Source organism: Isoptericola sediminis (genome assembly GCF_013085345.1).
In the GTDB taxonomy this organism is placed as follows: domain Bacteria; phylum Actinomycetota; class Actinomycetes; order Actinomycetales; family Cellulomonadaceae; genus Isoptericola; species Isoptericola sediminis.
In genome coordinates this window covers 1-26,428 of sequence record NZ_JABFAJ010000006.1, presented here as the reverse complement: position 1 = coordinate 26,428, position 26,428 = coordinate 1, and the positions used below count along the sequence as shown (strand labels likewise).

The 26,428-nt window shown below is 73.5% G+C and carries 18 protein-coding genes and 1 pseudogene; 10 read left to right on the top strand and 9 right to left on the bottom strand.

Going from position 1 to position 26,428, the window contains the following annotated elements; all coding sequences use genetic code 11:
• Positions 1-301 precede the first annotated feature (301 nt).
• From HLI28_RS03380 to HLI28_RS03370, 3 genes are read right to left on the bottom strand one after another with little or no spacing between them, the layout of a single operon-like run.
• The gene (locus tag HLI28_RS03380; protein ID WP_171246100.1) at positions 302-1,303 is read right to left on the bottom strand and encodes an NAD-dependent epimerase/dehydratase family protein; all 1,002 of its coding nucleotides are present in this window, start codon (positions 1,301-1,303) and stop codon (positions 302-304) included.
• Positions 1,300-3,948 carry an alpha/beta fold hydrolase gene (locus HLI28_RS03375; protein ID WP_425483380.1) on the bottom strand — a complete coding sequence of 883 codons (2,649 nt, stop codon included), beginning with the start codon at positions 3,946-3,948 and terminating at the stop codon, positions 1,300-1,302. Before HLI28_RS03375 ends, HLI28_RS03380 begins: the two co-directional genes overlap by 4 nt.
• Positions 3,945-4,967 carry a 3-oxoacyl-ACP synthase III gene (locus tag HLI28_RS03370; protein WP_343035621.1) on the bottom strand — a complete coding sequence of 341 codons (1,023 nt, stop codon included), beginning with the start codon at positions 4,965-4,967 and terminating at the stop codon, positions 3,945-3,947. The genes HLI28_RS03375 and HLI28_RS03370 overlap by 4 nt, the downstream gene beginning before the upstream one ends.
• A 248-nt stretch (positions 4,968-5,215) precedes the next feature.
• Between HLI28_RS03370 and HLI28_RS03365 the strand changes: the two genes are divergently transcribed.
• The 3 genes from HLI28_RS03365 to HLI28_RS03355 all read left to right on the top strand — a co-directional run bounded on the left by HLI28_RS03365 (position 5,216) and on the right by HLI28_RS03355 (position 8,228).
• Positions 5,216-6,424, top strand: coding sequence for a beta-eliminating lyase-related protein (locus tag HLI28_RS03365; RefSeq protein ID WP_171246098.1), 1,209 nt, complete (start codon positions 5,216-5,218; stop codon positions 6,422-6,424).
• A gap of 113 nt (positions 6,425-6,537) precedes the next feature.
• A complete protein-coding gene (locus HLI28_RS03360) occupies positions 6,538-6,987 on the top strand; it encodes an SRPBCC family protein (RefSeq protein WP_171246097.1) in 450 nt (149 codons plus the stop codon).
• Entirely contained in the window at positions 6,984-8,228 is a 1,245-nt protein-coding gene (locus tag HLI28_RS03355) for a glycoside hydrolase family 3 protein (protein WP_171246096.1), read from the top strand. The genes HLI28_RS03360 and HLI28_RS03355 overlap by 4 nt, the downstream gene beginning before the upstream one ends.
• A gap of 17 nt (positions 8,229-8,245) precedes the next feature.
• On the opposite strand, the gene HLI28_RS03350 is transcribed toward HLI28_RS03355, so the two are convergent.
• From HLI28_RS03350 to HLI28_RS03340, 3 genes are all read right to left on the bottom strand, one after another.
• Positions 8,246-8,536, bottom strand: coding sequence for a hypothetical protein (locus tag HLI28_RS03350; RefSeq protein ID WP_171246095.1), 291 nt, complete (start codon positions 8,534-8,536; stop codon positions 8,246-8,248).
• The gene (locus HLI28_RS03345) at positions 8,533-9,825 is read right to left on the bottom strand and encodes an inorganic phosphate transporter (RefSeq protein ID WP_171246094.1); all 1,293 of its coding nucleotides are present in this window, start codon (positions 9,823-9,825) and stop codon (positions 8,533-8,535) included. Before HLI28_RS03345 ends, HLI28_RS03350 begins: the two co-directional genes overlap by 4 nt.
• Before the next feature lie 77 nt (positions 9,826-9,902).
• On the bottom strand, positions 9,903-12,119 hold the full coding sequence (locus HLI28_RS03340) for a prolyl oligopeptidase family serine peptidase (RefSeq protein WP_171246093.1): 2,217 nt from the start codon (positions 12,117-12,119) through the stop codon (positions 9,903-9,905).
• Between the two features lie 397 nt (positions 12,120-12,516).
• Between HLI28_RS03340 and HLI28_RS03335 the strand changes: the two genes are divergently transcribed.
• The 4 genes and pseudogenes from HLI28_RS03335 to HLI28_RS03320 all read left to right on the top strand — a co-directional run.
• Positions 12,517-13,938 (top strand): branched-chain amino acid ABC transporter permease, encoded by a 1,422-nt coding sequence (locus HLI28_RS03335; RefSeq protein ID WP_171246092.1) that lies wholly within the window; start codon positions 12,517-12,519, stop codon positions 13,936-13,938.
• Between the two features lie 13 nt (positions 13,939-13,951).
• Positions 13,952-14,956: a branched-chain amino acid ABC transporter permease gene (locus HLI28_RS03330; protein ID WP_171246091.1), complete on the top strand. Its 1,005-nt coding sequence runs from the start codon at positions 13,952-13,954 to the stop codon at positions 14,954-14,956.
• The gene (locus HLI28_RS03325) at positions 14,946-15,857 is read left to right on the top strand and encodes an ABC transporter ATP-binding protein (protein WP_171246090.1); all 912 of its coding nucleotides are present in this window, start codon (positions 14,946-14,948) and stop codon (positions 15,855-15,857) included. Before HLI28_RS03330 ends, HLI28_RS03325 begins: the two co-directional genes overlap by 11 nt.
• Positions 15,854-16,630, top strand: a pseudogene (locus HLI28_RS03320) (ABC transporter ATP-binding protein); the annotation flags it as partial. The gene HLI28_RS03325 and the pseudogene HLI28_RS03320, both read left to right, overlap by 4 nt.
• Before the next feature lie 451 nt (positions 16,631-17,081).
• Here HLI28_RS03320 and HLI28_RS03315 read toward each other — a convergent pair.
• Together HLI28_RS03315 and HLI28_RS03310 are read right to left on the bottom strand one after the other, a co-directional pair.
• Positions 17,082-18,116 (bottom strand): hypothetical protein, encoded by a 1,035-nt coding sequence (locus HLI28_RS03315; protein ID WP_171246089.1) that lies wholly within the window; start codon positions 18,114-18,116, stop codon positions 17,082-17,084.
• A 436-nt stretch (positions 18,117-18,552) separates the two neighbouring features.
• Positions 18,553-19,854, bottom strand: a complete 1,302-nt coding sequence (locus tag HLI28_RS03310) for an ABC transporter substrate-binding protein (RefSeq protein WP_171246088.1) — start codon at positions 19,852-19,854, stop codon at positions 18,553-18,555.
• A 609-nt stretch (positions 19,855-20,463) separates the two neighbouring features.
• On the opposite strand from HLI28_RS03310, the gene cspE reads away from it, so the two are divergent.
• Both cspE and HLI28_RS03300 read left to right on the top strand, forming a co-directional pair.
• The gene (gene cspE / locus HLI28_RS03305; RefSeq protein ID WP_171246087.1) at positions 20,464-20,667 is read left to right on the top strand and encodes a transcription antiterminator/RNA stability regulator CspE; all 204 of its coding nucleotides are present in this window, start codon (positions 20,464-20,466) and stop codon (positions 20,665-20,667) included.
• Positions 20,668-20,986: 319 nt separating this feature from the next.
• The gene (locus tag HLI28_RS03300; protein ID WP_343035615.1) at positions 20,987-21,589 is read left to right on the top strand and encodes a hypothetical protein; all 603 of its coding nucleotides are present in this window, start codon (positions 20,987-20,989) and stop codon (positions 21,587-21,589) included.
• Positions 21,590-21,722: 133 nt separating this feature from the next.
• Here HLI28_RS03300 and HLI28_RS03295 read toward each other — a convergent pair whose 3' ends face one another.
• Positions 21,723-25,394: a TM0106 family RecB-like putative nuclease gene (locus tag HLI28_RS03295; protein ID WP_171246085.1), complete on the bottom strand. Its 3,672-nt coding sequence runs from the start codon at positions 25,392-25,394 to the stop codon at positions 21,723-21,725.
• Positions 25,395-25,707: 313 nt separating this feature from the next.
• Here HLI28_RS03295 and HLI28_RS03290 point away from each other — a divergent pair, with 313 nt between their 5' ends.
• Positions 25,708-26,412 (top strand): excalibur calcium-binding domain-containing protein, encoded by a 705-nt coding sequence (locus HLI28_RS03290; protein WP_171246084.1) that lies wholly within the window; start codon positions 25,708-25,710, stop codon positions 26,410-26,412.
• Positions 26,413-26,428: the final 16 nt, after the last annotated feature.

The window sequence follows — 26,428 nt, the reverse complement described above, 5'->3', positions numbered from 1 at the left end:
CAGTTTTGCGAGGTGTCCGTGGCCCGAGCGCGAGGTGTGGGTACCCCGGGCACGGTGCGTGCGTGCCCGGACCGCGAGGTGTACGTGCCCAGGGCGGTGGCGAATCCTGGGGTGTCGGCGGAGCCGGATCCGCGTCCGCTGAGCGCCCGGCGATCACGGATGGCGTGAGATTCACGCCATCCGTGATCGCCTCACGCCGTGGTGACGCCGTTTCGTGCGTGCTGACACCCCGTGGCGAGACATCGTCGACCCGACAGCGACCGGCCCGGCGACGGCCCGCCCCTGTGGGCAGCCGCAGCCCTCAGCGCGCCGTGCCCCCGTAGTGGGCGGCCAGCCGGCGCATCCCCTCGTCGAGGCTGACGGCCGGACGCCATCGCAGGTCGGCCCAGGTCTCACGCTGGTCGAACCAGTGCGCGGTGGACAGCTGCTCGGCGAGGAACCGTGTCATCGGCGGCTCGTCGTCGCCCGGACGCACCCGCCACACGGCCTCGACCGCGCCGCCCGCGACCCGGGCCAACCCGGCCGAGACCCGCCACCGCGGCGGCTCCACCCCGGCGGCGCGGCAGATGCCGGTGAGCAGGTCCGCCACGGGACGCGGCTCGCCGTTGGTGATGACGTAGGCGCGTCCGTGCACCGCGGACGGCTGGTCCGCCAACCGGTCCAGGGCCGCGACGATCCCGTCGGCGGCGTTGTCCAGGTAGGTCGTGTCGATGAGCGCCGCCCCGTGCCCGAGCAGCGGGAGGCGCCCGGACGACGCCCGGTCGATGACCCGCTCCACGAGCTGGGTGTCCCCCGGGCCCCAGACGATGTGCGGCCGGACCGCCACGACGCGCAGCCCGCCGCCGGCGCCCGCCCGGTCCCGTCCCAGGGCCAGCAGCTCGGAGGCGGCCTTGGTCCGCGCGTACTCCCCGCGGGCCCGGTCCGGGTCGGCCGGCCTGGCCCCCACGCCGACCAGCGACGTCCCGGTGTGCGCCACCGACGGCGAGGACACCTGCACGAACCGCTGCACCCCCGCCCGCTCGGCGGCGTCCAGCAGCGTGCGCGTGCCCTCGACGTTCACCGCGGTGAACTCGGCGGGGTCCCCGGCCAGAGAGACCTTCGCGGCCAGGTGCACGACGGCGTCGACCCCGTCCACGGCGGCGGCCACGGTCGCCCGGTCGGTCACGGACCCGGCCACGTCCTCGGCGCCCGGCACGCCGGACGGGCGACGCTGCAGGGTGCGCACCGTCTCGCCCCGGGCGACCAGGGCGCGCGCCACCGCCGACCCCAGCAGCCCGGACGCACCGGTGACCAGCACCGTCACGGCAGGGTCACCCGGCCGCCCGCCAGGATCCCGGCCGCCCAGTCCGCGAGCCTTGCGCGGTCGATCTTGGAGTTGTGCCGCACGTCCGTGGGCATCTCCGGCGCCAGCAGCACCGCCGCCAGGGGGACCGACGACACCGCGCGCACGGCGGCGTCCAGCCGTTCCGGGGCCCGCCCGGGTCGGGCCGACCCCGCTCCGGGGACCGGTTCGACGACGGCCACGGCCTGCTGCACCCCGGTCGGCCCGACGCCGACGACCGCCGCCCGCCGGACGCCGTCGGCCCGCTCGACCGCCTGCTCCGGGCCGACCGGCGCCAACGGTCCGGCCGGCGTCGTCAGCACGTGCGCGAGCCGCCCCTCGATCCACAGCCGCCCGGCGGCGTCCAGGTGGCCGACGTCGCCGGTGCGGTGCCAGTGCCCCGTGGGGGTGTCCCGCTCGGCGGCGACGTCCGTGAGCCAGCGCCGGTCGTAGCGCTCCTTGAGGTGCGGGGCGCTGACCAGCACCTCGCCCAGCACGCCCGGCGCGTCCGACGGCGTCCCGGTGGCCGCGCCGTCGTCGTCCAGGGCGCTGACCAGCACCCGGCCGGCCCCGACGGGCCGCCCCACGCACACGCCCGCGTCCGGGGCGTCGGCGACCTCGCGGATGCCGTCGAGGGTGATGTCGGTGACCAGCAGGCACTCGGTCATCCCGTAGGGGGTGTGCGCCTCGGCGGCCGGCATCAGCGACCGGGCGGCCTCCAGCAGCCCGGCGCTGATCGGCGCGCCGGTGGACAGGAACGTCTGCACGCGGCCGAGCGCCTCCCGGTCGACGGCGGTGAGCCGGTCCGCGGTGTCGACGACGTGCAGGATCGCCGCCGGGGACAGGAAGACCATCCGGGCGTCGGCGGCCTTCACGGCGTCGGCGACCGCGCGGGCGGTGAGCGTACGCGGGGCGGAGACGTCCATGTCCGGTGTCACCGACCGCGTCCCGAGCGCCGGGCCGAGCAGCGCGAAGGGCGCGAACCCCGTGACCAGCCCGGTCTCGGGGCCGACGGCGAAGTGCGTGGCCAGGGCGTCGCGCAGCGCGGACAGCCGACGGTGCGTGTACAGTACACCCTTGGCCGGACCCGTGGAGCCGGAGGTGAACAGCACCGCCGCGTCGTCGTCCGGCCCGGGCTCGGGCGGCAGGTCCACGCCCTCGCCGGTGCGCGCGACGTCGATCAGCTCGTGCTCCACCCCGAGCACGCGGCGCCGCACCGGGTCCAGGGGGTCGACGGCGATCCGCACCCCCGGCCAGCCCATCGTGCGAGCGGCCGCGAGCCCCGTCGTCTCCCCGACGAGGTACTGCGGCCAGGCGCCGCGCTGGGCCCGGGTCAGCCCGCGCACACCCAGCCCGGCGTCGGCCACGACGACCACGGCGCCGATGCGCAGGCACGCGTACACCAGGGCCGTGAGGGTGGGCCCGGGCCGGACCAGCAGGGAGACGCGGTCGCCGCGGCGCACCCCGATCTCGTGCAGCCCGGCGGCGATGCGCCGCACCTGCCGGTCGAGCGCACGCCAGCTCACGCGGCGACCCGCACCGGTGGTCGTCAGGTCGAGGACCGCCGGCTCCGTGCGCGACGCCGGGTCCGCGGCGCGCTCGTCCAGCCCGGCCCACATCGGCCGGAACGCTGGAACGCCGGCGGCGGTCGAACCCGAAGCCGACGCGTCGTCCCCCGAGACCGCCGATCCCAACCAACGCAGGACGACCGGCGCGTAGTCGACGTCCTCGGCGATCAGGTGCCCGGCGTCCTCGAACCGGTGCACGCTCGCCCGCGGCAGGCGGTGGACGAGGTCGTCGAGGTAGCGGTCGGAGAACACCGGGTCCCGGGCTCCCCACAGCAGCAGGGCCGGGACGTCGAGCCGGCGCACCCCGTCGGCGATGCGGTCCAGCTCGGGGCGGCTGACGTGCTCCGGCGAGGCGGGGATGTCGGCGACGAACTGCTCGATGCCGGCCCGGTCGTCGGCGGCGCGGTAGGGCAGCCGGTAGGCGTCAGCGACGTCGCGGGCCAGCCGGGGGCGGGCCAGGCCGAGCGTGGTCTCCAGGAACGCCCGGGTGGTCCGGGTGCCCCACCGGTGGACGCCCCGGGCCAGGGCGAGGCGCAGCGGAGCGGGGATCGCGGCGTCGTCGGGCTGGTGCACGGCGGTGTTGAGCAGCACGACGCCGGCCAGCCGGTCGGGGTGGTCGACCGCCCAGCCGAGGGAGACGACGCCGCCCCAGTCGTGCCCCAGGGTGACGACCGGACCCTCCAGGTCCAGCTCGGCGGTGAGGGCCGACAGGTCGGCGACGCGGTCGGCCAGGGTGCGGCGTCGGCCGGTGCGGGCGGACAGCCCCATCTCGAGCTGGTCGACGGCCACGACGCGCCAGGCGCCCTGCACGCCGTCCGGGTACTCCCCGACCGCCGCGGCCGCCTCGATCGCCCGGTCGGTGACCGTCTCGAGGAGGTCGCGCCACAGGTAGGACCAGGTGGGGTTGCCGTGCACGGCCAGCACGGTGCCGACCGGCCGGATGCCGTGCGCGGACAGCTCGGCGCCGTTGTCCAGGTAGTGCCAGTCGCCGCGGACGTGGCTGAACCGGGCGAGGCCGGGCAGCCCCGGCGGGACGGTGCTCGCGGGATGCGGCGTCACCAGGCCAGCTCCAGCATCGCGGTGTTGATGCCGGAGCCGACCCCCATGAGCAGCACCCGGTCGCCGGCGCCGAGGGTCTCCGCCTCCTGGGCGAGCGTGATCGGCACCGAGGCGGGTCCCACGTTGCCGAGGGTGGGGTACGTGGTGGGGACCCGAGCGCGGTCCAGGCCGACGGCCTCGACGATGGCGCGGGTGTGCACCCGGGATACCTGGTGGGTGACGTAGCGGTCCATGGCCTCCCAGTCCCACTCGGGGATGGCGTCCTTCCAGGCGTCGACGACGAGCTCCAGGCCGCCCTCGAGCAGCCCCTCGGCGTCGGTGAACATGCCCTCCGGGCTGCCGATGCACAGGCGGTGGTGCTGGGTGGCGGCGCGGGTCACCCCGCCGAGGACCCGGTGCCCCTCGGGATGGGCGTCGGCCGGGCCGAGCACCGCGGCGGCCGCCCCGGACCCCAGCGTCAGGGAGGCGAACTCCTCCATGAAGCCCTCGCGACCGCGGTCCTGGGTGAGCAGCCGGTCGACGGTGGTGCGCTGGATGTCGTCGGCGTCCTCGCCGTTGACGATCACGGCGTACCGGATCTGACCCGACTCGATCATGCCGGCGGCGAGCGACATGCCGTTGATGAACCCGAGGCAGGCGTTGGCGACGTCGAAGTTCACCGCCGAGCTCGGCAGCCCGAGGCCGTGGTGCAGCCCGACGGCCACCGACGGCTCCAGGTGCTTGCGGGTCACCGAGGTGTTGATGAGCAGGCCGACCTCGTCGGGTTCGACCCCGGCCAGCTCGAGGGCCTCCCGCCCCGCCGCGACGGTGGCGGAGTCGGCGTCCTCCCCGGGAGCCCAGTTGCGCCGCTCCTCGACCCCGGCGACCCGCTCGAGCAGGTTGCTCGGCAGCCGCAGACGCCTCAGGGCGGGCGCCAGGCGTTCCTGGATCGCGGACGACGTCGTGACGAGGGACGGCAGCCGGCGCGTCACGGACAGCAGCGCGACGTCGGCGAACCGGGTGGTGGCGTTTCCAGTCACACGAGCTCCAGACATCCGGACGCCCGCGCGACGCCGGAACGACGACAAGTCACCGGACCGGCGCGTGACGGTCGGCCGGGGCGTCCCGCAGGACACCCGTTGTTGAGAGTAGGACGGTCGAGCGGCGCCCGCCGTTCCGCCCGGCCGCTGTGTCGCACACCACCGGCGGACGAAACGACCCAGACCGGGGCGAGTCGGGACGGCGCCGGCCCGGCGGCGGGCTCTCCGGTCACCCGTAGTCTGGACGGGTGCCCGAGACACCCGCCGCCCTCCCGCCGTTCGCCTCCGACAACTACGCCGGCACCCACCCCGACGTGCTGGCCGCCGTCGCCGCGGCCAACGACGGGTTCAGCGTCGCGTACGGCGACGACCCGTGGACCGCGCGACTCGACGAGCGCACCGCCGAGGTGTTCGGCCCCGGGGCGCTCGCGTTCCCGCTGACCAACGGGACCGGCGCGAACGTCGTGTCCCTCATGGCGCTGTCCGAGCGGTGGGGCGGGGTCGTCGCCTCCGACGTCGCGCACGCCAACACCGACGAGAACGGCGCCCCCGAACGCGTGGGCGGGCTGAAGATCCTCTCCTGCCCGTCCACGGACGGGCGGATCACGCCCGACGACGTCGCCCGCTGGGCCGGACAGCGCCACGACGTGCACCGCGCCCACCCCGGCGTGCTGACGCTGACGCAGTCGACCGAGCTCGGCACCGTCTACTCCGTCGACGCGACGCGTGCCCTCGTCGAGGCGGCCCACGGCCTCGGCATGGCCGTGCACGTGGACGGCTCCCGGCTCGCCAACGCCGCCGCGTCCCTCGGCTGCTCGTTGGGCGCCCTGACCCGTGACCTCGGCGTGGACGTCCTCTCGTTCGGCGCCGCCAAGAACGGCGGCATGATCGGGGAGGCCGTCGTCGTCCTCGCCCCCGAGGACGCCCCGCAGGTGCCCGGGTCCGGGTACGACGGCGCAGCCCGGCGCCGCGCCGCGGCCGACGCGGTGCCCTACCTGCGCAAGGCCACGATGCAGCTCGTCTCCAAGACCCGCTACGTCTCCGCCCAGCTCCTGGCCCTGCTCGGCGAGCCCGGCGAGCCGGTCGACGCCGCGGACGGGTCGGCAGCACCGCTGTGGCACCGCAACGCGGCGCACGCCAACGCGATGGCCCGGCGGCTGCGGGACGGGCTCGGGGCCGCCGACGTGCTCGACGTGACGCCGGGACCGGCCGGGACCGAACCGGACGAGCTCGTGGTGCCCCAGGGGATCCGGGTGACCCGGCCGGTCGAGGCGAACGCCGTCTTCGCCACGCTGCCGCGCGAGGCCGCCGACCGGCTGCGCGAGCGGAGCCGGTTCTACGACTGGGCGGCCGGCGAGACCCCGGACCGCGTCGAGGTGCGGTGGATGTGCTCGTGGGACACCCCGGCCGACGCGGTCGACACCTTCGTCGCGGCCGTCGCCGCCGAGCTGTCCTGAACGGGTCCGGGTCCACCCCGGATGATTACGTCTCCGGTACCGACCGGGGTTAACGTCGTGCCGACGGGTCGCGACGGTGCGGTCCGGACCGCACACCAGGCCGAGGAGGCGTCATGACCGACGGGGGCACCACCGGACACACCGCCACCGCGTCCACGCACATCGCCGAGCCCCCCGAGCGGGTCTGGGCCGAGCTGATGCACCCCGGCGCGCGCTGGATGCTGGGCGCCAACATCGAGACCGACTTCCGCCCGGGCAGCCCCGTCACCTTCGAGGGGCACTTCTTCGGCCGCCAGTTCACCGACACGGGCCGGATCATCGCCGTCGAACGCCCCCGGCTGCTGCACTTCACGCACTACTCCCCGCTCGGCGACCTGCCGGACGTGCCCGAGAGCTACCACGAGATCCGCATCACGCTGGAGCCCGACGACGGCGGCACGCGTGTCGAGGTGGTCCAGGCGAACATCGACACCGCCGAGCACGCGACCCGGGCCGAGCAGCACTGGTGCCAGGCGCTGGCGACCCTCGCCCACCGCGACACCGCCCCGACAGCGGGGTCATGACCCCCACCTCCCGGTGGACGACGGCCGTGCTGACGACGGCCGTGCTCGCCCTGGCCGCCTGCAGCACGCCCGGCACGACCCCCACCCCCAGCGCGGGCCCCTGGGAGTCGAGCGCGGGGCCGACGCCGTCCGGCACGCCGTCCGCGAGCCCCCGACCGAGCCCGTCGCCCACGCCGTCGGCGTCGAGCACGCCCGGTGCCGCGGCGGAGGGCAGGACCGACGCCGACGATGCCCTGGCCGGGATGCCGCTGGAGGAGAAGGTCGGTCAGCTGCTCGTGGTCGGCGCGCCGGTCGCCGAGGGGGGCGTGCACGCCCCCACGCGGACCGCCGTCGTCGACCACCACGTCGGCAACGTGTTCCTGCACGGCCGCAGCGAGGCGGGGCTCGCCGCGACCCGCGAGCTGGTCGACGCCTACCGGGCGCTGGCGCCGTCGTCGGCCCCGCCGATGCTGGTGGCGACCGACCAGGAGGGCGGCGCGGTGCAGGTGCTCCGCGGGGCCGGGTTCTCCGAGATCCCGGCGGCCACCCGGCAGGCGACCTGGCCGCGCGCACGGCTGGAGCGCCTCGCGACCCGCTGGGGCACCGAGCTCGCCGACGCGGGGGTCGACCTCAACCTGGCGCCGGTGATGGACCTCGTCCCGGCCGGCAACCAGCAGGCGAACGCCCCCATCGGCTACTTCTCGCGCAACTACGGCAACACGGCCCGGTCCGTGGTCGACGGGGCCACGGCCTTCTCGGCCGGCATGCAGTCCGCGGGGGTCGAGCCGGTGATCAAGCACTTCCCGGGGCTGGGCCGGGTCACCGAGAACACCGACACCACCGCGTCCGTCGTGGACGACACGATCACCGCCGGGTCGAAGGACGTCGAGGTGTTCGCCGCCGGGATCGACGCCGGGGCGCGGTTCGTCATGCTGTCCAACGCGGTCTACTCGCGGATCGACCCGGACCAGCAGGCCACGTTCTCCCCCGCCGTCGTGGCGATCCTGCGCGACGACCTCGCGTTCGACGGCGTCGTCATGACCGACGACGTCTCCGCCGCGGCCGCCGTGGACGACGTGGCCCCGGCCGATCGTGCCGTCGCCGCCGTCGAGGCCGGCGTGGACCTCGTGCTGGCCTCCGCCGACCCCTCCGTCGTGCCCGCGATGGCGGACGCCCTGGTGGAGCGGGCCCGCGAGGATCCGGAGTTCGCCGCGCAGGTCGACGCCTCCGTCGCGCGGGTGCTCGCGGCCAAGGCGGACTGACCGCGCCGTTCGGGTCCCTAGCTGTGCCCGCCCGCGGCCAGGAAGACGATGCCGCTCGCGACGGCGCCGATCACCACCGCGAAGCACAGCAGGGCACCCACGAGGCGCCACAGCGGCGGACGGGCGATGACGACAGGACCCGGGACCTCGGCCGGGCCGGTCGAGGCGTCGTGCCGCTCCTGCGGCGGGGCGGTGGTGCCGGCCAGCAGCCGCAGGGCGAGGGCGAACAGCGCCGGGATCCCCGCGCCGACGACCAGCCCGGCGCCGACGACCTGGCCGAGCGCACCCCACTCGATGTACTCGTTCACCGCTGCTCCTCGTCGCTCGGTCGGTCGGTGGTGTACGCCAGCGCGTTGGCGCGGCGCGCGTGGATCTCGTCCTCGCTCGGGGCGTCCGTGCCGGCGGCGTCAGCGGTCGTGACGTCCGGGGCCGCGGCGTCGGGGGCCGTCACGCTCCGGCGCAGACCGCCGTCGTGCCGCTCGTCCCACTGCTCGTTGACGTTGGTGTGGTTGACGGGCCGTCGACGCGAGGCCACCCAGATCGCGGTGGCGGCGCCGACCAGCAGCGCGAGGACGAGGAGGGTGCCGAGGAGACCGCCCACGCCGTGCTGGATCCCGTAGCAGGCGGCGCCGACGATCCCGGCGGCGGGCAGCGTCAGCGCCCAGGCAGACAGCATCCGCCCGGCGACTCCCCAGCGGACCGTCGCCCCGGGCATGCCGACGCCCGACCCCATGATCGACCCGGTCGCGACGTGGGTCGTCGACAGCGAGAAGCCGAAGTAGCTCGACAGCAGGATCACGGCGGCCGACGAGGTCTCGGCGGCCATCCCCTGCCGGCTGTCGATCTCGACGAGCCCCTTGCCGAGAGTGCGGATGATGCGCCATCCACCGAGGTAGGTGCCGAGCGCCATGAAGAACGCGCAGGAGAAGATGACCCAGAACGGCACGCTCGAGTCGGCGGGCACGGCACCGGCCGTGATGAGCGCCAGCAGGATGATGCCCATCGACTTCTGGGCGTCGTTCGTGCCGTGGGCGAGGGAGACCAGCGAGGCCGAGCCGACCTGACCCCACCGGAACGCCCGGCCGGTGACCTTGTCGTCGATGCCGCGCGTCAGGCGTGCCACCAGATAGGTGCCGGTGGCGGCCACGCCGATCGCGACGACCGGGGCCAGCAGGGCGGGGACCAGCACCTTGGCCACGACCCCGGTCCACAGCACGCCCTCGGTCCCGGCGGCGGCGAGCACCGACCCGACGACGCCGCCCACCAGGGCGTGCGACGAGCTGGAGGGCAGCCCGAACAACCACGTGACCAGGTTCCACACGATGCCGCCGACCAGACCGGCGAACACCACCTCGAGGCTGATCGCGCCGGCGTCGACGAGCCCCTTGGCGATGGTGGCCGCCACGGCCAGGGACAGGAACGCCCCGGCCATGTTGAGCACGGCGGACAGCAGGACGGCGGTGCGGGGCCGCAGCGCCCGGGTGGCGATCGAGGTCGCCATCGCGTTGCCGGTGTCGTGGAATCCGTTCGTGAAGTCGAAGGCCAGCGCGGTCACGACGACGAGCACGAGAAGGAGCGTCTCTGTCACGCCGCCCATGGTTGCGCCCGCGGTGAACAGGTCGTGACCACTCAGGCCCCCGTCGACGCCGAGTTCACCGAGTGTTCATCTTCCGTTCATTCGTCGTCGGCCAGGCCCAGGACGTCCAGCGTCCAGGCGTGCTCGAAGGCGATCTCCTCCCAGCGGGCGTAGCGGCCCGAGACGCCGCCGTGGCCCGCGGACATCTCGATCTTCAGCAGCGCCGGGGCGCCGGCGGCCCGCAGCCGGGCCACCCACTTCGCAGGCTCGACGTACAGCACGCGGGTGTCGTGCAACGACGTCACCGCGAGGATGCGCGGGTAGTGGGAGGCGTCGTCGGGCACGTTCTCGTACGGGCTGTACGAGCGCATGTAGGCGTAGACCTCGGCGTCGGCCAGCGGGTTGCCCCACTCCTCCCACTCGACCACCGTCAGCGGCAGCGACGGGTCCAGGATCGAGGTCAGCGCGTCGACGAACGGCACGCCCGCCAGCACACCGGCGAACAGCTCCGGCGCCAGGTTCGTCACCGCGCCCATGAGCAGCCCGCCGGCGCTGCCGCCGTCGGCCACCATGCGCTCCGGGCTCGTCCACCCGGCGTCGACCAGGTGGCGGGCGCAGGCGACGAAGTCGGTGAACGTGTTGCGCTTGTGCTCCAGCCGCCCGCCCTCGTACCAGGCGCGCCCCAGCTCGCCGCCGCCACGGACGTGGGCCACGGCGAAGACGACGCCCCGGTCCAGCAGCGACAGCCGCGGCACCGAGAAGAACGGGTCGACGCTGATCTCGTAGGCGCCGTAGCCGTACAGCAGCAGCGGCGCCGGGTCCGCACCGGTCCCGGCGGAGTCCAGCGTCACGGCGTCCCGCTTCCACACCAGCGAGATCGGGACACGGGTGCCGTCCTCGGCGGTCGCCCACGCGCGCTGCTGCGCGTAGTCGGTGGGCTCGTAGCCGCCCAGCACCGGCTGCTGGCGGCGCACGAGGCGCTCCCCGGTGGCCAGGTCGACGTCGAGCACCGTGGCCGGCGTGACGAACGACGTGTACTCCACCCGGACCAGCGGCGCCGCGAACTCGGGCGTCTCGCCCGGCGCGGCGGAGAAGAGGGCCTCGGGGAAGTCCAGCTCGCGGGGCGTCCACGGGGCGTCCGGCGCGAGGGTCGCCAGCGTGACGACGGCGACCCGCGGGGTCGCGTCCCGGCGCACGCCCAGCACGACGTGGTCGGCGAACGCGTCCACCGACTCCAGACGGAGCCCGGGGTCGTGGGCCACGACGACGGTCGCGTCCGCCGGGTCCAGGCCGTCGGCCCCGCCGTCGTCGTGCCCGTCGTGGCGCGGCGGCACGTCCGTGACCGCCAGCTCGAAGTTCTGCGCCCCGTCGTTGTGCAGCACCAGCAGGGCGTCGCCCCGGCCGGGCAGGACGGCGTGCTCGACCGTGTACTCGACGCCCTCGCGCCGCCGCCAGACGGGCCGGAACGCGCCGGTCGGGTCGTCGGTCTCGAGCAGCCAGCACTCGCCGGTCATCTTCGAGCCGAGCTCGATCTGCAGGTACTGCTGGGAGCGCGACAGCCCCACCCCCACCCAGAACCGCTCGTCCGGCTCGTGGAAGACCTGGACGTCGTCGGCCACCGGGGTGCCGACCTCGTGCCGCCAGATCGTGCACGGCCGCCACGCGTCGTCGACGGTCGGGTAGAACACGTACCGCCCGTCGGGGGTGATGACGGCTCCCGGGAACGTTCCGTCGATCTCGTCCGGCAGGTCGGTCCCGGTGCTCAGGTCGCGCACCCGCAGCGTGTAGCGCTCGTCGCCGGTGGTGTCGACCGCGTGGACGAGCCGGTCGCCCCGCGGGGCCACCGCGAACGACCCGAGCGAGAAGAAGTCGTGCCCGGCCGCCGCCTCGTTCTGGTCGAGCAGCACCTGCTCGCCGGCGGGCACCTGCCCGGGCTCGAGGACCGGCGGCGTCCAGTCCTCGGGGTCGGTCACCGGCACGCGCGCGTGCACCGGGTACTGCTCGCCCTCGGTGAAGCGCACGTAGTACCAGTGCCCGCCCAGGCGGGTCGGGACCGACAGGTCGGTCTCGAGCGTGCGGTCCTTGATCTCGCCGACGATGCGTTCGCGCAACGGCCGCAGCCCGGCGAGCTGGTCCTGGGTCCAGGAGTTCTCGGCCTCCAGGTGCGCGAGCACCTCGGGGTCCTCCTTGGCGCGCAACCACTCGTAGTCGTCGACGAAGGAGTGGCCGTGGTGGCTCCGGGTGGTGGGTCGGCGGTCGGCGGCCGGCGGGGTGCCGGGCTCGGGCGGGCCTGCGGTGGCGGCGTCGTCGTGCACCCGGCCAGCGTACGGGTCCGGCCGCCGTGTCCCCGGTGCGGACTCTCGCGGATACCCGCCGCAGACGCCGTGACGGGTGCAGGGCCCGACAGCATCGCTTGGCCACGGCGGTCGGCACGCCGCACACGGTTGATCACGTCTCGGCAACAGTTTTTCTGCTCCCCGAGGCCGAATCGGCCCGTCGTGGCGGTTCTGCCCGCCTCCACGGGCGCCTCGGAGGCCCCGGTGTGACCTACTAGTGTCATCCAGGTCACACCACGCGGCTACACTGCCCGGCACGCTCGCACCACGAGATCGTCAACAGGGCCTTCAGCGCCGCTGCATGGCTGTCGAGGGGTGCAGCGCAGTCCCGGGTGGACCCGGGCGCACGACCCTGACCCACCGGAGGACTCGTCCGATGACAGCGGACCGACTCGACCTCGCGAGGAGGACCCGGCGCGCGATCGCCGCCGTCGCTCTCGCGTTGCTACCGGCGATGCTCGTCGCGCACCCCGCGACCGCAAGCACCGACGACGCCACCTGCCAGCCCGACAACGAGACGGCCTGCGTGGCCGGCATGGTCCTGACCGCCGACAACGACCACGTCGCGGGGGTGGAGCTGCTCGTGACCGGCGAAGGCTTCACGGCGGACCTGATCACGACGGACGAGCGGCCCGTGGCGGTCGCCGTGCCGGAGGTCGGGCGCTACGTCGTGGCCATCGACCCCTCGACGCTCCCCGACGACCAACAGCTGCCCGAGGGCGCCGAGCTCGAGAGAGAGGTCGTCGCCCAGACCGGCGCCACGGCCCGCGCCGCCTTCCGGGTCGGCAGCGGTGCCGAGGCACCTGCGGCGCCGTCGGAGACCGCCGAGGACTCCGCGACCGCCGGGACGGCCCCGGAGGGCGGCGACGAAGGCGTGGGCGCCGCCCCGGAGGGCGACGCCTCCCAGCGCGACTTCAACTGGGGTCAGCTGTGGCAGCAGATCGGCTCCGGGCTGCGGTTCGGGCTCCTGCTGGCGCTGGCCTCCATCGGCCTCAACCTCGTGTTCGGCACGACCGGGTTGTCGAACTTCGCCCACGGCGAGCAGTTCGCCCTCGGCGCCGCGCTCGGCTTCCTCACCATCAACGTGATGGGCATGCCGATCTGGCTGGGCGGCATCCTCACGATCGCGGTGTGCGGCATGACGGGCTGGGCCCAGGACGCCGGCATCTGGCGCCCGCTGCGCAAGCGCAACGTGCCGGTCATGCAGCTCATGATCGTCTCGATCGGCCTCTCGATCACGCTGCAGTACGTCATCCAGCTGCTGATCGGCGGTGGCTCCGAGCGGATCCTGTCGTCCAACCCGCGACCGATCACGATCGTCGGCATCACCCTCAGCGCCGCCTCGTGGATCTCCATGCTGGTCGCCCTGGTGTGCGTGCTCGGCATCGCCTGGTTCCTCACCCGGACCCGGATCGGCCGCGCCACCCGTGCCGTGTCGGACAACCCGGCGCTGGCCTCGGCGACCGGCATCGACCCCGACAAGATCATCCGCCTCGTGTGGGTCATGGCCACCGGGTTCGCCGCGCTGGCCGGCCTGATGTGGGGCACCTCGTTCGGCTCCTTCAACTGGCAGCTCGGCATCCAGCTCCTGCTGCTCATGTTCGCGGCCGTCACCCTCGGAGGCCTGGGCACCGCGCTCGGGGCGTTCGTCGGATCGCTGCTCATCGGCCAGGTCGTCGAGCTGTCGAACCTCGTCATCCCCAGCGACCTGCGCTACGCGTCGGCCCTGGTGATCCTCATCCTCGTGCTCCTGTTCCGGCCGCAGGGCATCCTCGGCCGCCGCGAGCGGGTCGGCTGAAAGGAGTCACACCATGGAAGAGTTCCTGCGCATCCTCACGCAGTCGGCGGGCGAGATCCTCGCCCCGACCACGGCGGCCTTCGCGATCGCCGCGATCGGCCTCAACCTGCACTTCGGGTACACCGGACTGCTCAACATGGGCCAGGCCGGCTTCATGCTCCTGGGCGCCTACGGGTTCGGCATCACGCTGACCCTCGGCGGCCCGATCTGGCTCGCGTTCCTCATCGCGATCGCCGCCGGCGTCGTGTTCGCCCTGCTGCTGGGCATGCCCACGCTGCAGCTCCGCGGCGACTACCTGGCGATCGTGACCATCTCCGCCGCGGAGATCGTCCGATGGTTCGGCCGGTCCACCCTCTGGCAGGAGTGGACCGGCGGCGCCTCCGGTCTGCAGGGCCGCTACTACAAGGACCCGTTCCACGCGCTGTCGTTCCTGCCGGAGGGCCGCTTCGCCCTCGGCCCGTTCGAGTACATCAACACCGGGTCGGACTCCTGGTTCACCCGCATCTTCGCCTGGGGTCTCGTCGCGCTGGTGCTGATCTTCGTCTGGCTCATCACGCGCAGCCCCTGGGGCCGCGTGCTCAAGGGCATCCGTGAGGACGAGGACGCCGTGCGGGCGCTCGGCAAGAGCGTCTACTCGTACAAGCTGCAGGCCCTCGTGCTCGGCGGGGCGATCGGTGCGCTGGCCGGCGTGGTCTACGCGATACCCCTGGCGATCTCCCCCGACTCGATGGGCGGGCGCACCATGACGTTCTTCGTCTGGACCGTCCTGCTGCTCGGTGGTGCCGCGACCGTCTTCGGTCCGGTGCTCGGGTCGATGATCTTCTTCACCGCCTACATGTTCATGCGCACCGGGATGCGCGCCCTGTCCGAGGACACCGCCGTCGGTAACGTCATCTCCACCACCCAGGTGGAGTACATCGGCGGCATGCTCGTGGGCATCACCCTGATGTGCCTGGTGATCTTCCGGCCACAGGGCATCCTCGGGAACAAGAAGGAGCTGGCGTTCAATGTCCGTTGACGAGACGACGACGGCCCGCAGCACGTCGCTGGCGGACGTCGCCCACGAGCCCGGGGCGGCCAAGCCCGACCCGATCCTCGTCGCCGACCACGTCGTGCGGCGGTTCGGCGGCATGACGGCGGTCGACGTCGACCACCTGGAGGTCCAGGAGGGCGTCATCACCGCCCTCATCGGGCCGAACGGTGCCGGCAAGACCACGTTCTTCAACCTGCTCACCGGGTTCGACACCCCGAACACCGGCGAGTGGACCTTCCAGGGACGGTCGCTGTCCGGCAAGAGCGGTGCCGCGGTCGCCAAGGCGGGTGTGGTCCGCACGTTCCAGCTGACCAAGGCGCTGGGACGGCTCACCGTGCTGCAGAACATGCTGCTGGCCTCCCGGGACAACCCCGGGGAGAACCTGTGGCTGTCCTGGCTGCCGTTCCTGTGGAAGAAGCACGAGGCCGACTCCACCGAGAAGGCCATGGAGATCCTCGCCCGGTTCAAGCTGGACACGAAGGCGAACGACTACGCCGGCTCGCTGTCCGGCGGTCAGCGCAAGCTGCTCGAGATGGCCCGCGCGCTGATGACCGACCCGACGATGATCATGCTCGACGAGCCCATGGCGGGCGTGAACCCGGCGCTCGTCCAGTCCCTGCTCGGGCACGTCCAGGCGCTGCGCGACGAGGGCATGACCGTGCTGTTCGTCGAGCACGACATGCACGCCGTCCGGCACATCAGCGACTGGGTCGTGGTCATGGCCGAGGGCCGGATCGTGGCCGAGGGGCCGCCCAGCAGCGTGATGAAGGACGAGGCCGTGGTGGACGCCTACCTCGGCGCCCACCACGACACCGACCTCGGTGACGACTCGCTGCTCGACCCGGCGGTCCTCGCCCGGTACGAGGCCGAGGAGGAGGAACGATGAGCCAGACCACCACCGCTCCGCGGGAGACGCCGATCGACGACGTCCCCACGGAGGATCTCCTGCTCCACGCCGACAACCTCGTGGCCGGCTACCTGCCCGGGGTGAACATCCTCAACGAGTGCTCGCTGAAGGTCCGTCAGGGTGAGCTCGTCGGGATCATCGGCCCCAACGGCGCCGGGAAGTCGACGCTGCTCAAGGCCCTGTTCGGCCTGGTGAAGATCCACTCGGGCACCGTCACGCTGCAGGGCAAGGACATCACCGGGATGAAGGCCAACAAACTGGTCGCCCAGGGTGTCGGGTACGTGCCGCAGAACAACAACGTGTTCCCCTCGCTGACGGTCGAGGAGAACATGCGGATGGGCACGTTCCTCAAGCCGAAGATCTTCACGGAGCGCTGGCAGTTCATCGGCGACCTGTTCCCCGTCCTGCACGACCGCCGCGCCCAGCGGGCCGGCGCCATGTCGGGTGGTGAGCGTCAGATGGTCGCGATGGCCCGGGCGCTCATGATGAACCCGTCGGTGCTGCTGCTCGACGAGCCGTCCGCCGGCCTGTCGCCGGTGCGCCAGGACGAGACGTTCCTGCGCACCCGCATGATCAACAAGGCCGGCGTCTCGGTGATCATGGTCGAGCAGAACGCCCGTCGCTGCCTGCAGATCTGCGACCGCGGCTACGTGCTCGACCAGGGCACCGACGCCTACTCCGGCCCCGGGCGCGAGCTGCTCAACGACCCGAAGGTCATCTCGCTCTACCTGGGCACGCTGGCCGAGGACGTCGAGGAGGCAGATCAGGCCCGGGAGGCGGACCAGGCCCGGGAGGCGGACCAGGCCCGGGGGGCCGACCGGCTGCCGGAGAGCGACGCGACGGACCAGGCCGAGCGCACGGACGTCGCCGAGCCGGCCTCGGAGACCGAGCGGACGAAGGACGCCGAGCCGGCCACGGAGACCCCGCGGGCCTCCCGGGACGGGGAGGCCTGAGGAGGGACCTCTCCCCGGCGACTCAGGGCGGCCCTGCACGAGTCAGGGCAGCCCAGCGCGAGTCAGGACCCCTCCGCGCGAGTCAGGAGTCCTGACGGACGAGTGAGGACGGCGGGCGTCCGGGTTCACCCGGGCGCCCGCCGTCGCCGTCCTCCGTCGAGAACCCGTGTTCGGGGCGCATGGTCGCCCGTCGGTCGACTGCGGGGCGTGACGCATGACGGCCCGGGACCGTCTCCGCCCGGATCCGCCGTCAAGAAGCGCGGCCGACGGCGGCGCTCCGGCGGGGTCCCAGCCGTCGGTAGTACGCCTCGCGCATGGACGCTCCCGGGTCGTACCGATCGGCCAGGTCGTCCCAGCCCAGCCGCACCAGTTCGACACCGGCCTCGGCGATCTCGGCGTGGCGTCGCTCCTGACGCCGCAGCACCTCGATCGGCACACCGAAGGACCCTCCCGAGTACTTCACGGCACCGTCGAACTCGACACCCACGCCGATCTCCGGCCAACCGAAGTCGACGAACCGCGTGCCCGACGTCGTCGCCACCTCCATCTGGCACTCGGGCCGAGGCAGGCCGTCATCGATGGCGATCAACCGCGCGACGGTCTCGCCGGGGGATCCCGATCGTGGGTCGCAGACGTCGAGGAGCCGGCGCGCCTGGATCATTCCTCGCTTGCCCGCCGAGGCCGTCATGATCCGCGAGACCTCCCGCGGGTCGGCGCCGCGGCGAAACAGGGAATCGGCCACCACGAGCGCTCCCTCCGGCGACAACGTCCGCAGACAGTCCACGAGCGTCCGCTCGGGCGAAGTCACCGGAACGCCCTCGATCAGGTCCTGTTCCCGGGTCGGCAGGCACGTGAAGTGCCGCCGCACCGTCGGCTCCGCCGTCAGGGAGACCCGCGGCTTCACGACGTGCGTGACATGGACGAGCGCAGGAGTCGCATAGCTCCACGCACCGTGCAGGATCGCGGCGGTCGCATGACTGAACCAGATGCGGCTGCGCGACGAGCTCACCAGCGCCCGGACACCCGCCAGGACGGCCTCGGCGTGCTCGGTGTCGCCGTGGCCGGTCGGTGTCACGACACCGCGGTCCGACCTCAGTGCTCCTTGCGCCACCTGGGCCGCGATGCGGTCGCGGTCCGCGCGGGAGAGGTCCACCGCTCGAGGGACCGTCGGTGGGCACGCCCGGTCGGCAGACAGCATGGTGCGCAGCGGTGATCCGGGCACCGCCATCGTCGACAGGATCTGCTCGAGGCGGTGGATGGCGGGGAGGTGCGGTGGATCGCTCATGCGACGAGACTCGCGCGACACGGCCCGCGGAGGGCGGGTCGTGCGGGCCTTCGGTGGACGAACGGCGCTGTGGACGACCGACAGCCCGCACGGCCGCTCAGGGGCGACGTGCGCTCCCGGGGGCTCCTGCCCGGCCGGAACTCGTCCTGACTCGCGGCACAGCGCCCTGACTCGCGGCACAGCGCCCTGACTCGGCGGGAAGCCCCCTGACCCGCGGGGCAGCACCCTGCCTCGGCGGCAAGCCCCCTGACCCGCGGGGCAGCGCCCTGACTCGGCGGGCAGCCCCCTGATTCGCGGGCGGAGCGCCCTGACCCGCGGCGGAGGGCGAACGCCGAGGGACAGCGTGTGGACGACGACGGCCCGGTCCCCTCCGCAGAGGAGACCGGGCCGTCGTCAGCAGACCGGGAGGAACCTCCCGGCAGGCTCGACCGGGGCGTCAGCCGCCGATCTGGCCCTCGATCTGCCGCACGTAGGTGTACGTGTTGTCGTCGCCGTACTCGTAGATGCCGATGAACGCGGACGACGGGTCGTTGTCCTCGTTCAGCGGGCCGGTGCCCGACGGACCGGTGTAGTCGATCTCCTCACCGGCCTCGAGCGCCTCGACGCCCTCGGCGAAGGTCGTGACCTCGGTGCCGCCCTCGGCGCCGGAGACGGCCGCGATGTTCTCGGAGATCGTCACGCCGTCGGTACCCTCGCCCCGCACGGCCGCCAGGGCCGCCAGGATGGTGGCGTCGTACGACTCGGCCGCGTAGGAGTAGCCGTCGAGGGGCGCACCCTCGTTCTCCTCGTGCCAGGTGTTCAGGCGCTCCTTGAAGTCGTCCTCGGCCTGCGCACCGGGCAGCGTGCCCTGGACGCCGGCGAGGGTGCCCTCGTCGAAGTCACCGCTCCAGTCGGACAGGTTGCCGTCCGTGAAGTAGGTGGTGCCGTCGAAGTCCCAGCCCTGGGCGACGAGCTCGTTCACCGCGGCCACGGTCTCCTCGAAGGCGATGACCACGAGGGCGTCCGGGTCGGTGCCCAGCGCCGCGGAGACCTGCGAACCGAAGTTCGTCTCACCGGGCGGGAACTCCTCGCCGGCGCCGTTGGCGCCGTAGACGACCGTGCCGCCGCCGGCCTCGATCGCGCTCTGGGTGTGGTCGCGCAGACCGGTGCCGTAGGCGTCGTTGAGGACGATCATGGCGACGTCCTGGTGTCCGCCGTCGAGGATCAGCGAGCCCAGCGCGGCGCCCTGGACGGTGTCCGGCGGGGCGGTGCGCGTGTAGAAGTCGCCGTAGCCCGAGAGGTCGGCCGCGGTGTTCGCCGGCGAGATCTGCATCACCTGGGCCTCGGCGAAGACGTCGACCACACCGAGGGAGACCGACGACGACGCAGCGCCGATGACGGCGTCCGCACCCTTGGAGATGAGGTCCGTCGCGGTCGAGTTCGCGACCGTCAGGTCGGTGTTGTCACCGGAGTCGCCCCACTCGACCTCGACGTCGTTGCCGAGCACGCCGCCGGCCTCGTTGATGTCCTGGATGGCCAGACCGACGCCGGCGATCTCGGGCGGGCCGAGGAAGGACAGCGTCCCGGTCACCGGGAGGATGGTGCCGATGGTCAGGGGGTCGGCCGACCCTTCGTCCATCGACTCCTCGGAGGTGTCCGCGGCCTCGTCGGCCGAGTCGTCGGAGCCGCAGGCCGTCAGGCCCAGGCTGAGCGCCGCGGCGAGGGCGAGGCCCTTCGCGGCCGTCATGCGTCGAGTCATGAGTTTCCCTTTCGGGGTCGGGCGTGCCACGGCACTCAATGCCGCATGTAGTGGCGCTGAAACTAGTCCTCATGTGTGACATACATGTGTCAGATCCGTCACTCTCGACAGATCGTGACGAACCTGTGATCTGGCTCACCCCGGCGAGATAGGCCTGCCGGGCTGGCGGATTCCGCAGGATTCCGGGCGAACAGCCTGGTCACGGTGCTGCCGACCTCCCCATCACCACCGTCACGGCACCGCCCGCGTCGAGGCGGCCGCCCCGTCCGGGACCGGACCACGGGAGCTCACACCGGGTACAGATCGACTCACGGGGCACCCGAGCTGGGGTCGGGACCGGCCTCCGGACGCCGTCGCGGGTGATGTTCGGGACAATCGGACCGAGAATCTCGCCGATGTGCTGGTGCGAGGACTTCCGCTCGCGTACCGTTAGGGCCGTTGCAGTGTCTTGCTCGTACCGGACGGACCCCCGTCCTGCGTCGGGAGGCGGGGTCGTTCAGGATTGACCCCGGCGCACCGGCGGACCTTGGTTCCACAAGAGTTTGACGACGAACACCGTGATGCGCGGTCCCCGACAGGCGGGGACTGCGAGCTCTTGAAGGAGTACCCATGGCCACCGGAACCGTGAAGTGGTTCAACAGCGAGAAGGGCTACGGCTTCATCGCTCCCGAGGACGGCACCGCTGACGTGTTCGTCCACTTCTCCGCGATCCAGACGCAGGGCTACCGCAGCCTGGACGAGGAGCAGAAGGTCGAGTTCGACGTCACGCAGGGCCCGAAGGGTCCGCAGGCGGAGAACGTTCGCCCGCTCTGATCTCTCGTCCGCGTGCTTCCTGACGGCGGCACGCACCCGAGACTCGCACGGCCCGCACTCGCTGCCTCACGGCGGCGGGTGCGGGCCGTTGTCGTCTCCAGGGACCGCCCGCCCCACCCGGTTCCCCCGGGAACCCCGGGGGACCACGAACCGTTCCACCACCATGGGATTCCTCGACCGACTCCTCGGCAGGTCACGTGACGAGCGCTCCATCCCCGGGATGACGGGCGGAGGCACCCCGCGCGGGTACGCCACGCCCGCACCGTCGTCCGCGGACCCGCGAAGCGCGGGTCCCACCTCGCACCGTTCACCCGACGACGTGGCGATCGACCGCTACCGCTACCTGCTGCGCACCGCCCCGCCGGACGCCGTCGAGCAGGCCCATGCCGAGGCGTTCGCCCAGCTCACTCCGGAGCAGCGCCGCCAAGTCCTCACCGAGGTCGGCGCCACGGTGCCTGCCTCCGAGCGCGCCACCACCGACGACCCGCAGTCGCTGGCCCGGATGGCGACCCGCGCCGAGATGCGCAACCCGGGCACCCTGGAGAACACGTTCCGCTCCGGCGGGCCGGGGGCTGCTACCGGTGCCAGGGGCCCGAGCTTCGGCTCGATGATGGGATCCAGCCTCCTCGGCACGGTCGCCGGTGTCGTCATCGGTTCGGCCGTGGCCAACGCGATGTTCGGTCCTGCGTTCGGCGACCCGACGACGCCGGTCGCCGAGGACGCGGCCGCTGCGGGCGAGGGGGAAGCCGGCGAGGCCGGGGCGGACGCCGGTGCCGACACCGAGGCCGCGGGCACGGATGCCGGTGGCGCGGAGGCCGCCGGGGACGACGGCATGTTCGGTGGGTTCTTCGGCGGCGGCGACGAGAGCGGCGGCGGCCTCGGCGACTTCTTCGGTGGCGACGGCGGCGGTTTCGACTTCTGACTCGCGCAGTCCCGTCCTGACTCGTCGCAAATCGTCCTGACTCGCTGCAGATCGTCCTGACTCGTCCCAGATCGTCCTGACTCGCGGAGGGGTGTGCTGACTCGCGGGTCGGTGGTCGGGGTCGGGGGACGCCTCAGCGAGCGGTGAGGCGCAGGAACGCCCCGAGCTGCTGCAGGTCCGTCACCGACGTCGGCAGGTAGTCGGTCAGCCGCGGCGAGCGGATCACGACCGCCCGCCACTGCCCCCGGGAGACCGCGACGTTGATCCGGTTCCGGCTGAGCAGGAACCCCATGCCCCGGGGCACGTCCTCCGGCGAGGAGGCGGCCATGGACAGCACTGCCACGGGCGCCTCCTGGCCCTGGAACTTGTCGACCGTGCCGACGCGCACGTCGTCCAGGCCGGCCCGGGCCAGCGCGCGGCGGATCGTGTGCACCTGCGCGTTGTAGGCCGCGACCACGATGACGTCCGCGGCCCCGAGGTCCCGCGGCTCCGCGCCGGGAGCCCGGACCCAGGGTCGGCCCAGCACCGCCCGCACCTGTCGGACCACCTCCTCGGCCTCCTCGGCCGAGGACACCGCCCGGCCGGCGTGGTCGACGAGCACCTCGTGCACACCGGGCTCCACCGGGTCCAGGGAGCGCCCGTGGACCGAGGCGTGGGCGTGCAGCCGACCGGAGTACGCCAGCTCGGACACCGCCGTGCACAGCGCCGGGTGCATCCGCCGGGACGCGGGCAGGAAGTAGCCGAACTCCTCCGGCAGCGTCTCGTGGCCGTCGGCGAGCCAGCCGAGCGCCGACCCGGCGACCCCCGGGTCGGGGTGCGCCCCCTGGGACACCTGCGGCAGCTGCTGCGGATCGCCGAGCAGCAGCAGCCGTGCCGCCGCCCGCGCGACCGCGACGGTGTTGGCGATCGCGAACTGCCCGGCCTCGTCGATGACGAGCAGGTCCAGGCCCTCCGGCGCCCACCTCTCGTGCGCGAAGTCCCAGGCCGTCCCTCCGACGACGCAGCCGCGGCCCGCGTCGCCGGCCTCGGCGGCGACGACCTGCAGCCCGTCGGCGCTGACGTCCTGCCACGGGGTCCCCGCCTGCGCCGGTGAGACGCCGGAGGGCAGCTTCTTGGCGACCTGCTCGGCCGGGACGCCGGCATTCAGCACCCCGTGCAGCAGGTTCTCCACGACGGCGTGCGACTGCGCCACGACGCCGACGCGCCACCCGTCGGCGACCAGCGCCGCGATGACGTGTGAGGCGAGGTAGGTCTTGCCGGTGCCGGGCGGACCCTGCACGGCGAGGTACGACCGGTCGAGCGCCCGTACCGCCCGCTCCACGGCCGCGACGACGTCGGGCTCGCCGTCCGGCCCCACCGCCGGTGTCGGCAGTCCCCCGGCGACCCGGGCGGGACGTCGCTGGAGCAGGTCGGTCATCGGCCCGGCGGGCAGCCGGTCCGCCATCGGCACGCCTGCCGTCTCCTCGGTACGCCAGGCCTCCAGCGCCGCCCGCCCGGCCTCCTCGGTGGCCGTCTCCAGCGGGCCGGCGGGGACGTGGCTGTTGACGCTCAGGGCGCACGGCAGGTCGTCGTGCGTCTCCTGGCCGGCCCCCACGTGCTCCCGCACGGTGAAGACGTCCAGCTCACGGTCGCCGTCGACGACCCGCTCGACCTCGGCGATCGCCATCTTGCCGTGGAACCACCGCTCGGCCAGCGGTCCCACGTTCGTGACCACCGGCGGGCACGGCACGTCGTACAGCAGGAACGCGCTCGCTCCCGCGCGCAGCTCGCTCCCCTCCACGGCGGAACACGTCAGGGCCAGGAGACGCGACGGTGCCCGCTTGCCCGGTTCGACCTCCCAGCCCCGGAGGACGCGCCCGCCCTCGACGACAGCGGCCGCACGACGACCCGGCCACTCGGAGGGCGGGAGCTGCATGCGGGAGAAGTGCGCCTGCCAGAACTGCTTGCCCTCGCGCCGGTGGTAGCCGACCGCGGCGCCCAGCAGGCTCAGTGCGCGGGCGGCCGCCCGCTCGGCGGGCTCGTGGGGGTGCGCGTGCGCGACGGCGTCCCGGATCTCGGCCTCGAGCGCCTCCCGGGCGGCCCTCTCCGGGTTCTCGGGGGTGGGCTCCTCCAGGGGCAGCGGCTCGGCGACCGGCCGCTCGACCGGGCCGACCACCTCGTCGTGCGCCCAGCGCAGCCAGTCCAGCAGCCGCAGCGTGGACAGGCAGTCGTACCGGTTGTAGTCGAGGATCTCCTCGCGGCGCTGCGCGGCCTCGTCGTGCTCCCCCGCGGCCAGCAGCTCGCAGTACTCGGCGTACTCGACCACCGACGTCGCGGCGTCGGTCACGCCGGACCGGGCAGCCTCGTCGCCCATGTACAGCGGTTCGAGCTTCTTGATCGACCGGGAGCGGTCGGAGATCCGGATCGCCGACCGCACCGTCGCGTACAGGTCGACGAGCACCCCGGAACGCAGCAGCTCGTCGACCTCGTCCTCGTACACCCCGTGCCGGGCCGCGATGGACAGCAGGTGCGTCCGTTCGTAGGCCGCGTAGTGGTAGACGTGCATGTCGGGCCACCGACGACGGCGTTCGGCCATCGTGTCCACGAACCGCACCAGGGCGTCGGCCTCCTCGGCCCAGGTGTCCGCCCACAGGGCGTGGAACGACGGCCGCCCCTCGACGTCCAGGTCCCGGGTGACCCAGCCGAAGAGGTAGTCGATCCCCGACTCGGCCGGGGTGAGCGCGTCCGCGGGAGCCCACAGCGGGTCGCCCTCGAAGTCGAAGAACACGTCCCCGTCGCTCGGTGGTGGCAGACGTTCCACGGGCGCCGGGTCGGTGAGCGCCCAGCGCAGCTCACGCGACCCCTCGGGCGTCTCGAGCAGCACCGAGCCGTCGCCCGGGTCGGTGCCGAGCTGCAGCCCGGCCTGTTGCTGCAGGCCGGCGAACCGGTCGGCCGCCATCCCCGCCGGGGGCTGCTCGGCACCGGCGAGGTCCTTCATCGTCGTGATCCCGGCCCCGGCAAGCCTTGCCCGCTGCGGGGCGTAGACGCCGGCGACCAGCAGCACGTCGGAATGCGTGGCGGCGGACTCGGCGCAGTCCGGGCAGACGCCGAGCCGCTGGCAGGCGACGTGCCCCGGGGCGTCCCACTCGACCGGCGCTCCCTCCTCGACGTGCCGGGCGACGACGTCGAGCAGCCGGTCACGCCGCGCCCGGAACACCGGCAGCACCTCGGCGAGCGCGTGCTCGGTGATCTCGCCGGTGCCGAGCACCAGGTGGGCGTGGTCGGTGGGGTCGATCCCGGCGGCGAGGAGCTGGTCGGCGTACGCGGCGAGCTGCAGCACGGCCCGGACCTTCTCCCGCCGGGCGAGCTTGGTGTCCCAGACGCCGTAACGGGGGCTCCCGTCGCCCGGGCCGGCGTCGCGCACCAGGAAGTCGGCCCGCCCGTGGAAGCTCCCGTCGAAGAACGCCGCCTGGTAGACGACGTCGGCCCCGCGTTCGAGCCCGGCGAGCGTCGCGGAGTGCGCGGCGACGAGGTCGTCGTACGCCATGCGCCGCGGCGCCGGGACCTCGAGCACCCCGCCGGGGCCGCCGTCGTCGGGCGAGGTGCCGAACCGGGCCCGGAAGTCCTCCAGCACGGACGCCTCGTGCGCCTCGCCGAGCGCGACGGTGCGCGCCAGCATCTCGTCGGCGTCCCGGGGCTTCGCCGGCACCCGGCCCAGGACCTCGTCGAGACGCCGCAGGAGCGCGTGCTCGCACTCGGCCGCCACGACCAGGTCGCTGGCCGAGTGCACGAGCCGCGGCTCACCGGGGCCGTCCAGGAGGAACATGTCCCAGGTCTACCAGCGACCGCCGACATGGACCTGAAGGGGATGTTTCCGCCATAGTGGGGCCGCACGACGCCGAAGGAGACCCATGACCGTGCGATTCAACCCCCCGCCCGGCTGGCAGGTCCCCCCAGGGTTCCGGCCAGACGCGCACTGGGCACCCGACCCCTCGTGGCCCCCGGCGCCTCCGGGATGGCAGTACTGGGTGGAGGACTCCCCGCCCCCGCCCCAGCCTGCGCCTGCTGCGACGACGCGCGCCGCAGCCGTGCCCTCCGCCCCGCCCCAGGGTGCGGGCGACCCGGGGGCGACCACGGTCATGGCACCCGTGCGACCCGACGCCGGTCCGCCGCCCGCACCGTCGGCCACCCGGGCCTCGGCGCACGGGTCCGCGAGGCCGGTGCACGACCCGCACCCCACCGCGCGCGCCACGACGCCGGTCCCGCCGCAGCAGCCCGCCGCCGCGCCGCCGAACCCACCGGGGCACGACACGAACCGGGGCGAGGCACGCACCGGTCGGCGGCAGCGTCCGGCGACCGTGCTCGTCGCGGGGGTCGCCGTCGCCTGCCTGGCCCTCGGGGTCATCGTCGGCGTGATGTTCTCGATGGTGCAGACCGGTGACGCCCGCCAGGCCATCGCCGACGCCGAACGACAGGTCGAGCAGGCCGCCGCGCTGGAGGCCGAGGTCACCGAGGACAAGGCGGCGCTCTCCGAGCGTGCCGCCGAGCTCGAGGCACGGGAGAAGTCCCTCAAGGAGCGCGAGTCCGAGATCGCGGAGAAGGAGTCGCAGCTGGTCAGCCGACAGGCCGAGCTCGACGACCAGGCCGCCCAGCAGCAGCAGCTGCAGCAGCAACAGCAGCAGGGGAACGACAAGAGGGACGACGACGGCGGCGGCCAGTGGTGGTACTGGAACTGCGACGCCGCCCGTCAGGACGGCGCCGCGCCGATCTACCAGGGCTCGCCCGGCTACCGCAGCGGTCTCGACCCCAACGGCAACGGCATCGCCTGCGAGGAGGGGGAGTAGCCGTCGCTCGACGACC

Excerpts from the sequence above, each read along its gene's own strand:
- HLI28_RS03335 (WP_171246092.1), top strand. The coding sequence starts at position 12,517 with ATGACAGCGGACCGACTCGACCTCGCGAGGAGGACCCGGCGCGCGATC.
- HLI28_RS03295 (WP_171246085.1), bottom strand. The coding sequence starts at position 25,394 with ATGTTCCTCCTGGACGGCCCCGGTGAGCCGCGGCTCGTGCACTCGGCC.
- cspE (WP_171246087.1), top strand. The coding sequence starts at position 20,464 with ATGGCCACCGGAACCGTGAAGTGGTTCAACAGCGAGAAGGGCTACGGC.
- HLI28_RS03360 (WP_171246097.1), top strand. The coding sequence starts at position 6,538 with ATGACCGACGGGGGCACCACCGGACACACCGCCACCGCGTCCACGCAC.
- HLI28_RS03330 (WP_171246091.1), top strand. The coding sequence starts at position 13,952 with ATGGAAGAGTTCCTGCGCATCCTCACGCAGTCGGCGGGCGAGATCCTC.
- HLI28_RS03345 (WP_171246094.1), bottom strand. The coding sequence starts at position 9,825 with ATGGGCGGCGTGACAGAGACGCTCCTTCTCGTGCTCGTCGTCGTGACC.
- HLI28_RS03325 (WP_171246090.1), top strand. The coding sequence starts at position 14,946 with ATGTCCGTTGACGAGACGACGACGGCCCGCAGCACGTCGCTGGCGGAC.
- HLI28_RS03355 (WP_171246096.1), top strand. The coding sequence starts at position 6,984 with ATGACCCCCACCTCCCGGTGGACGACGGCCGTGCTGACGACGGCCGTG.
- HLI28_RS03310 (WP_171246088.1), bottom strand. The coding sequence starts at position 19,854 with ATGACTCGACGCATGACGGCCGCGAAGGGCCTCGCCCTCGCCGCGGCG.
- HLI28_RS03290 (WP_171246084.1), top strand. The coding sequence starts at position 25,708 with ATGGCACCCGTGCGACCCGACGCCGGTCCGCCGCCCGCACCGTCGGCC.
- HLI28_RS03315 (WP_171246089.1), bottom strand. The coding sequence starts at position 18,116 with ATGAGCGATCCACCGCACCTCCCCGCCATCCACCGCCTCGAGCAGATC.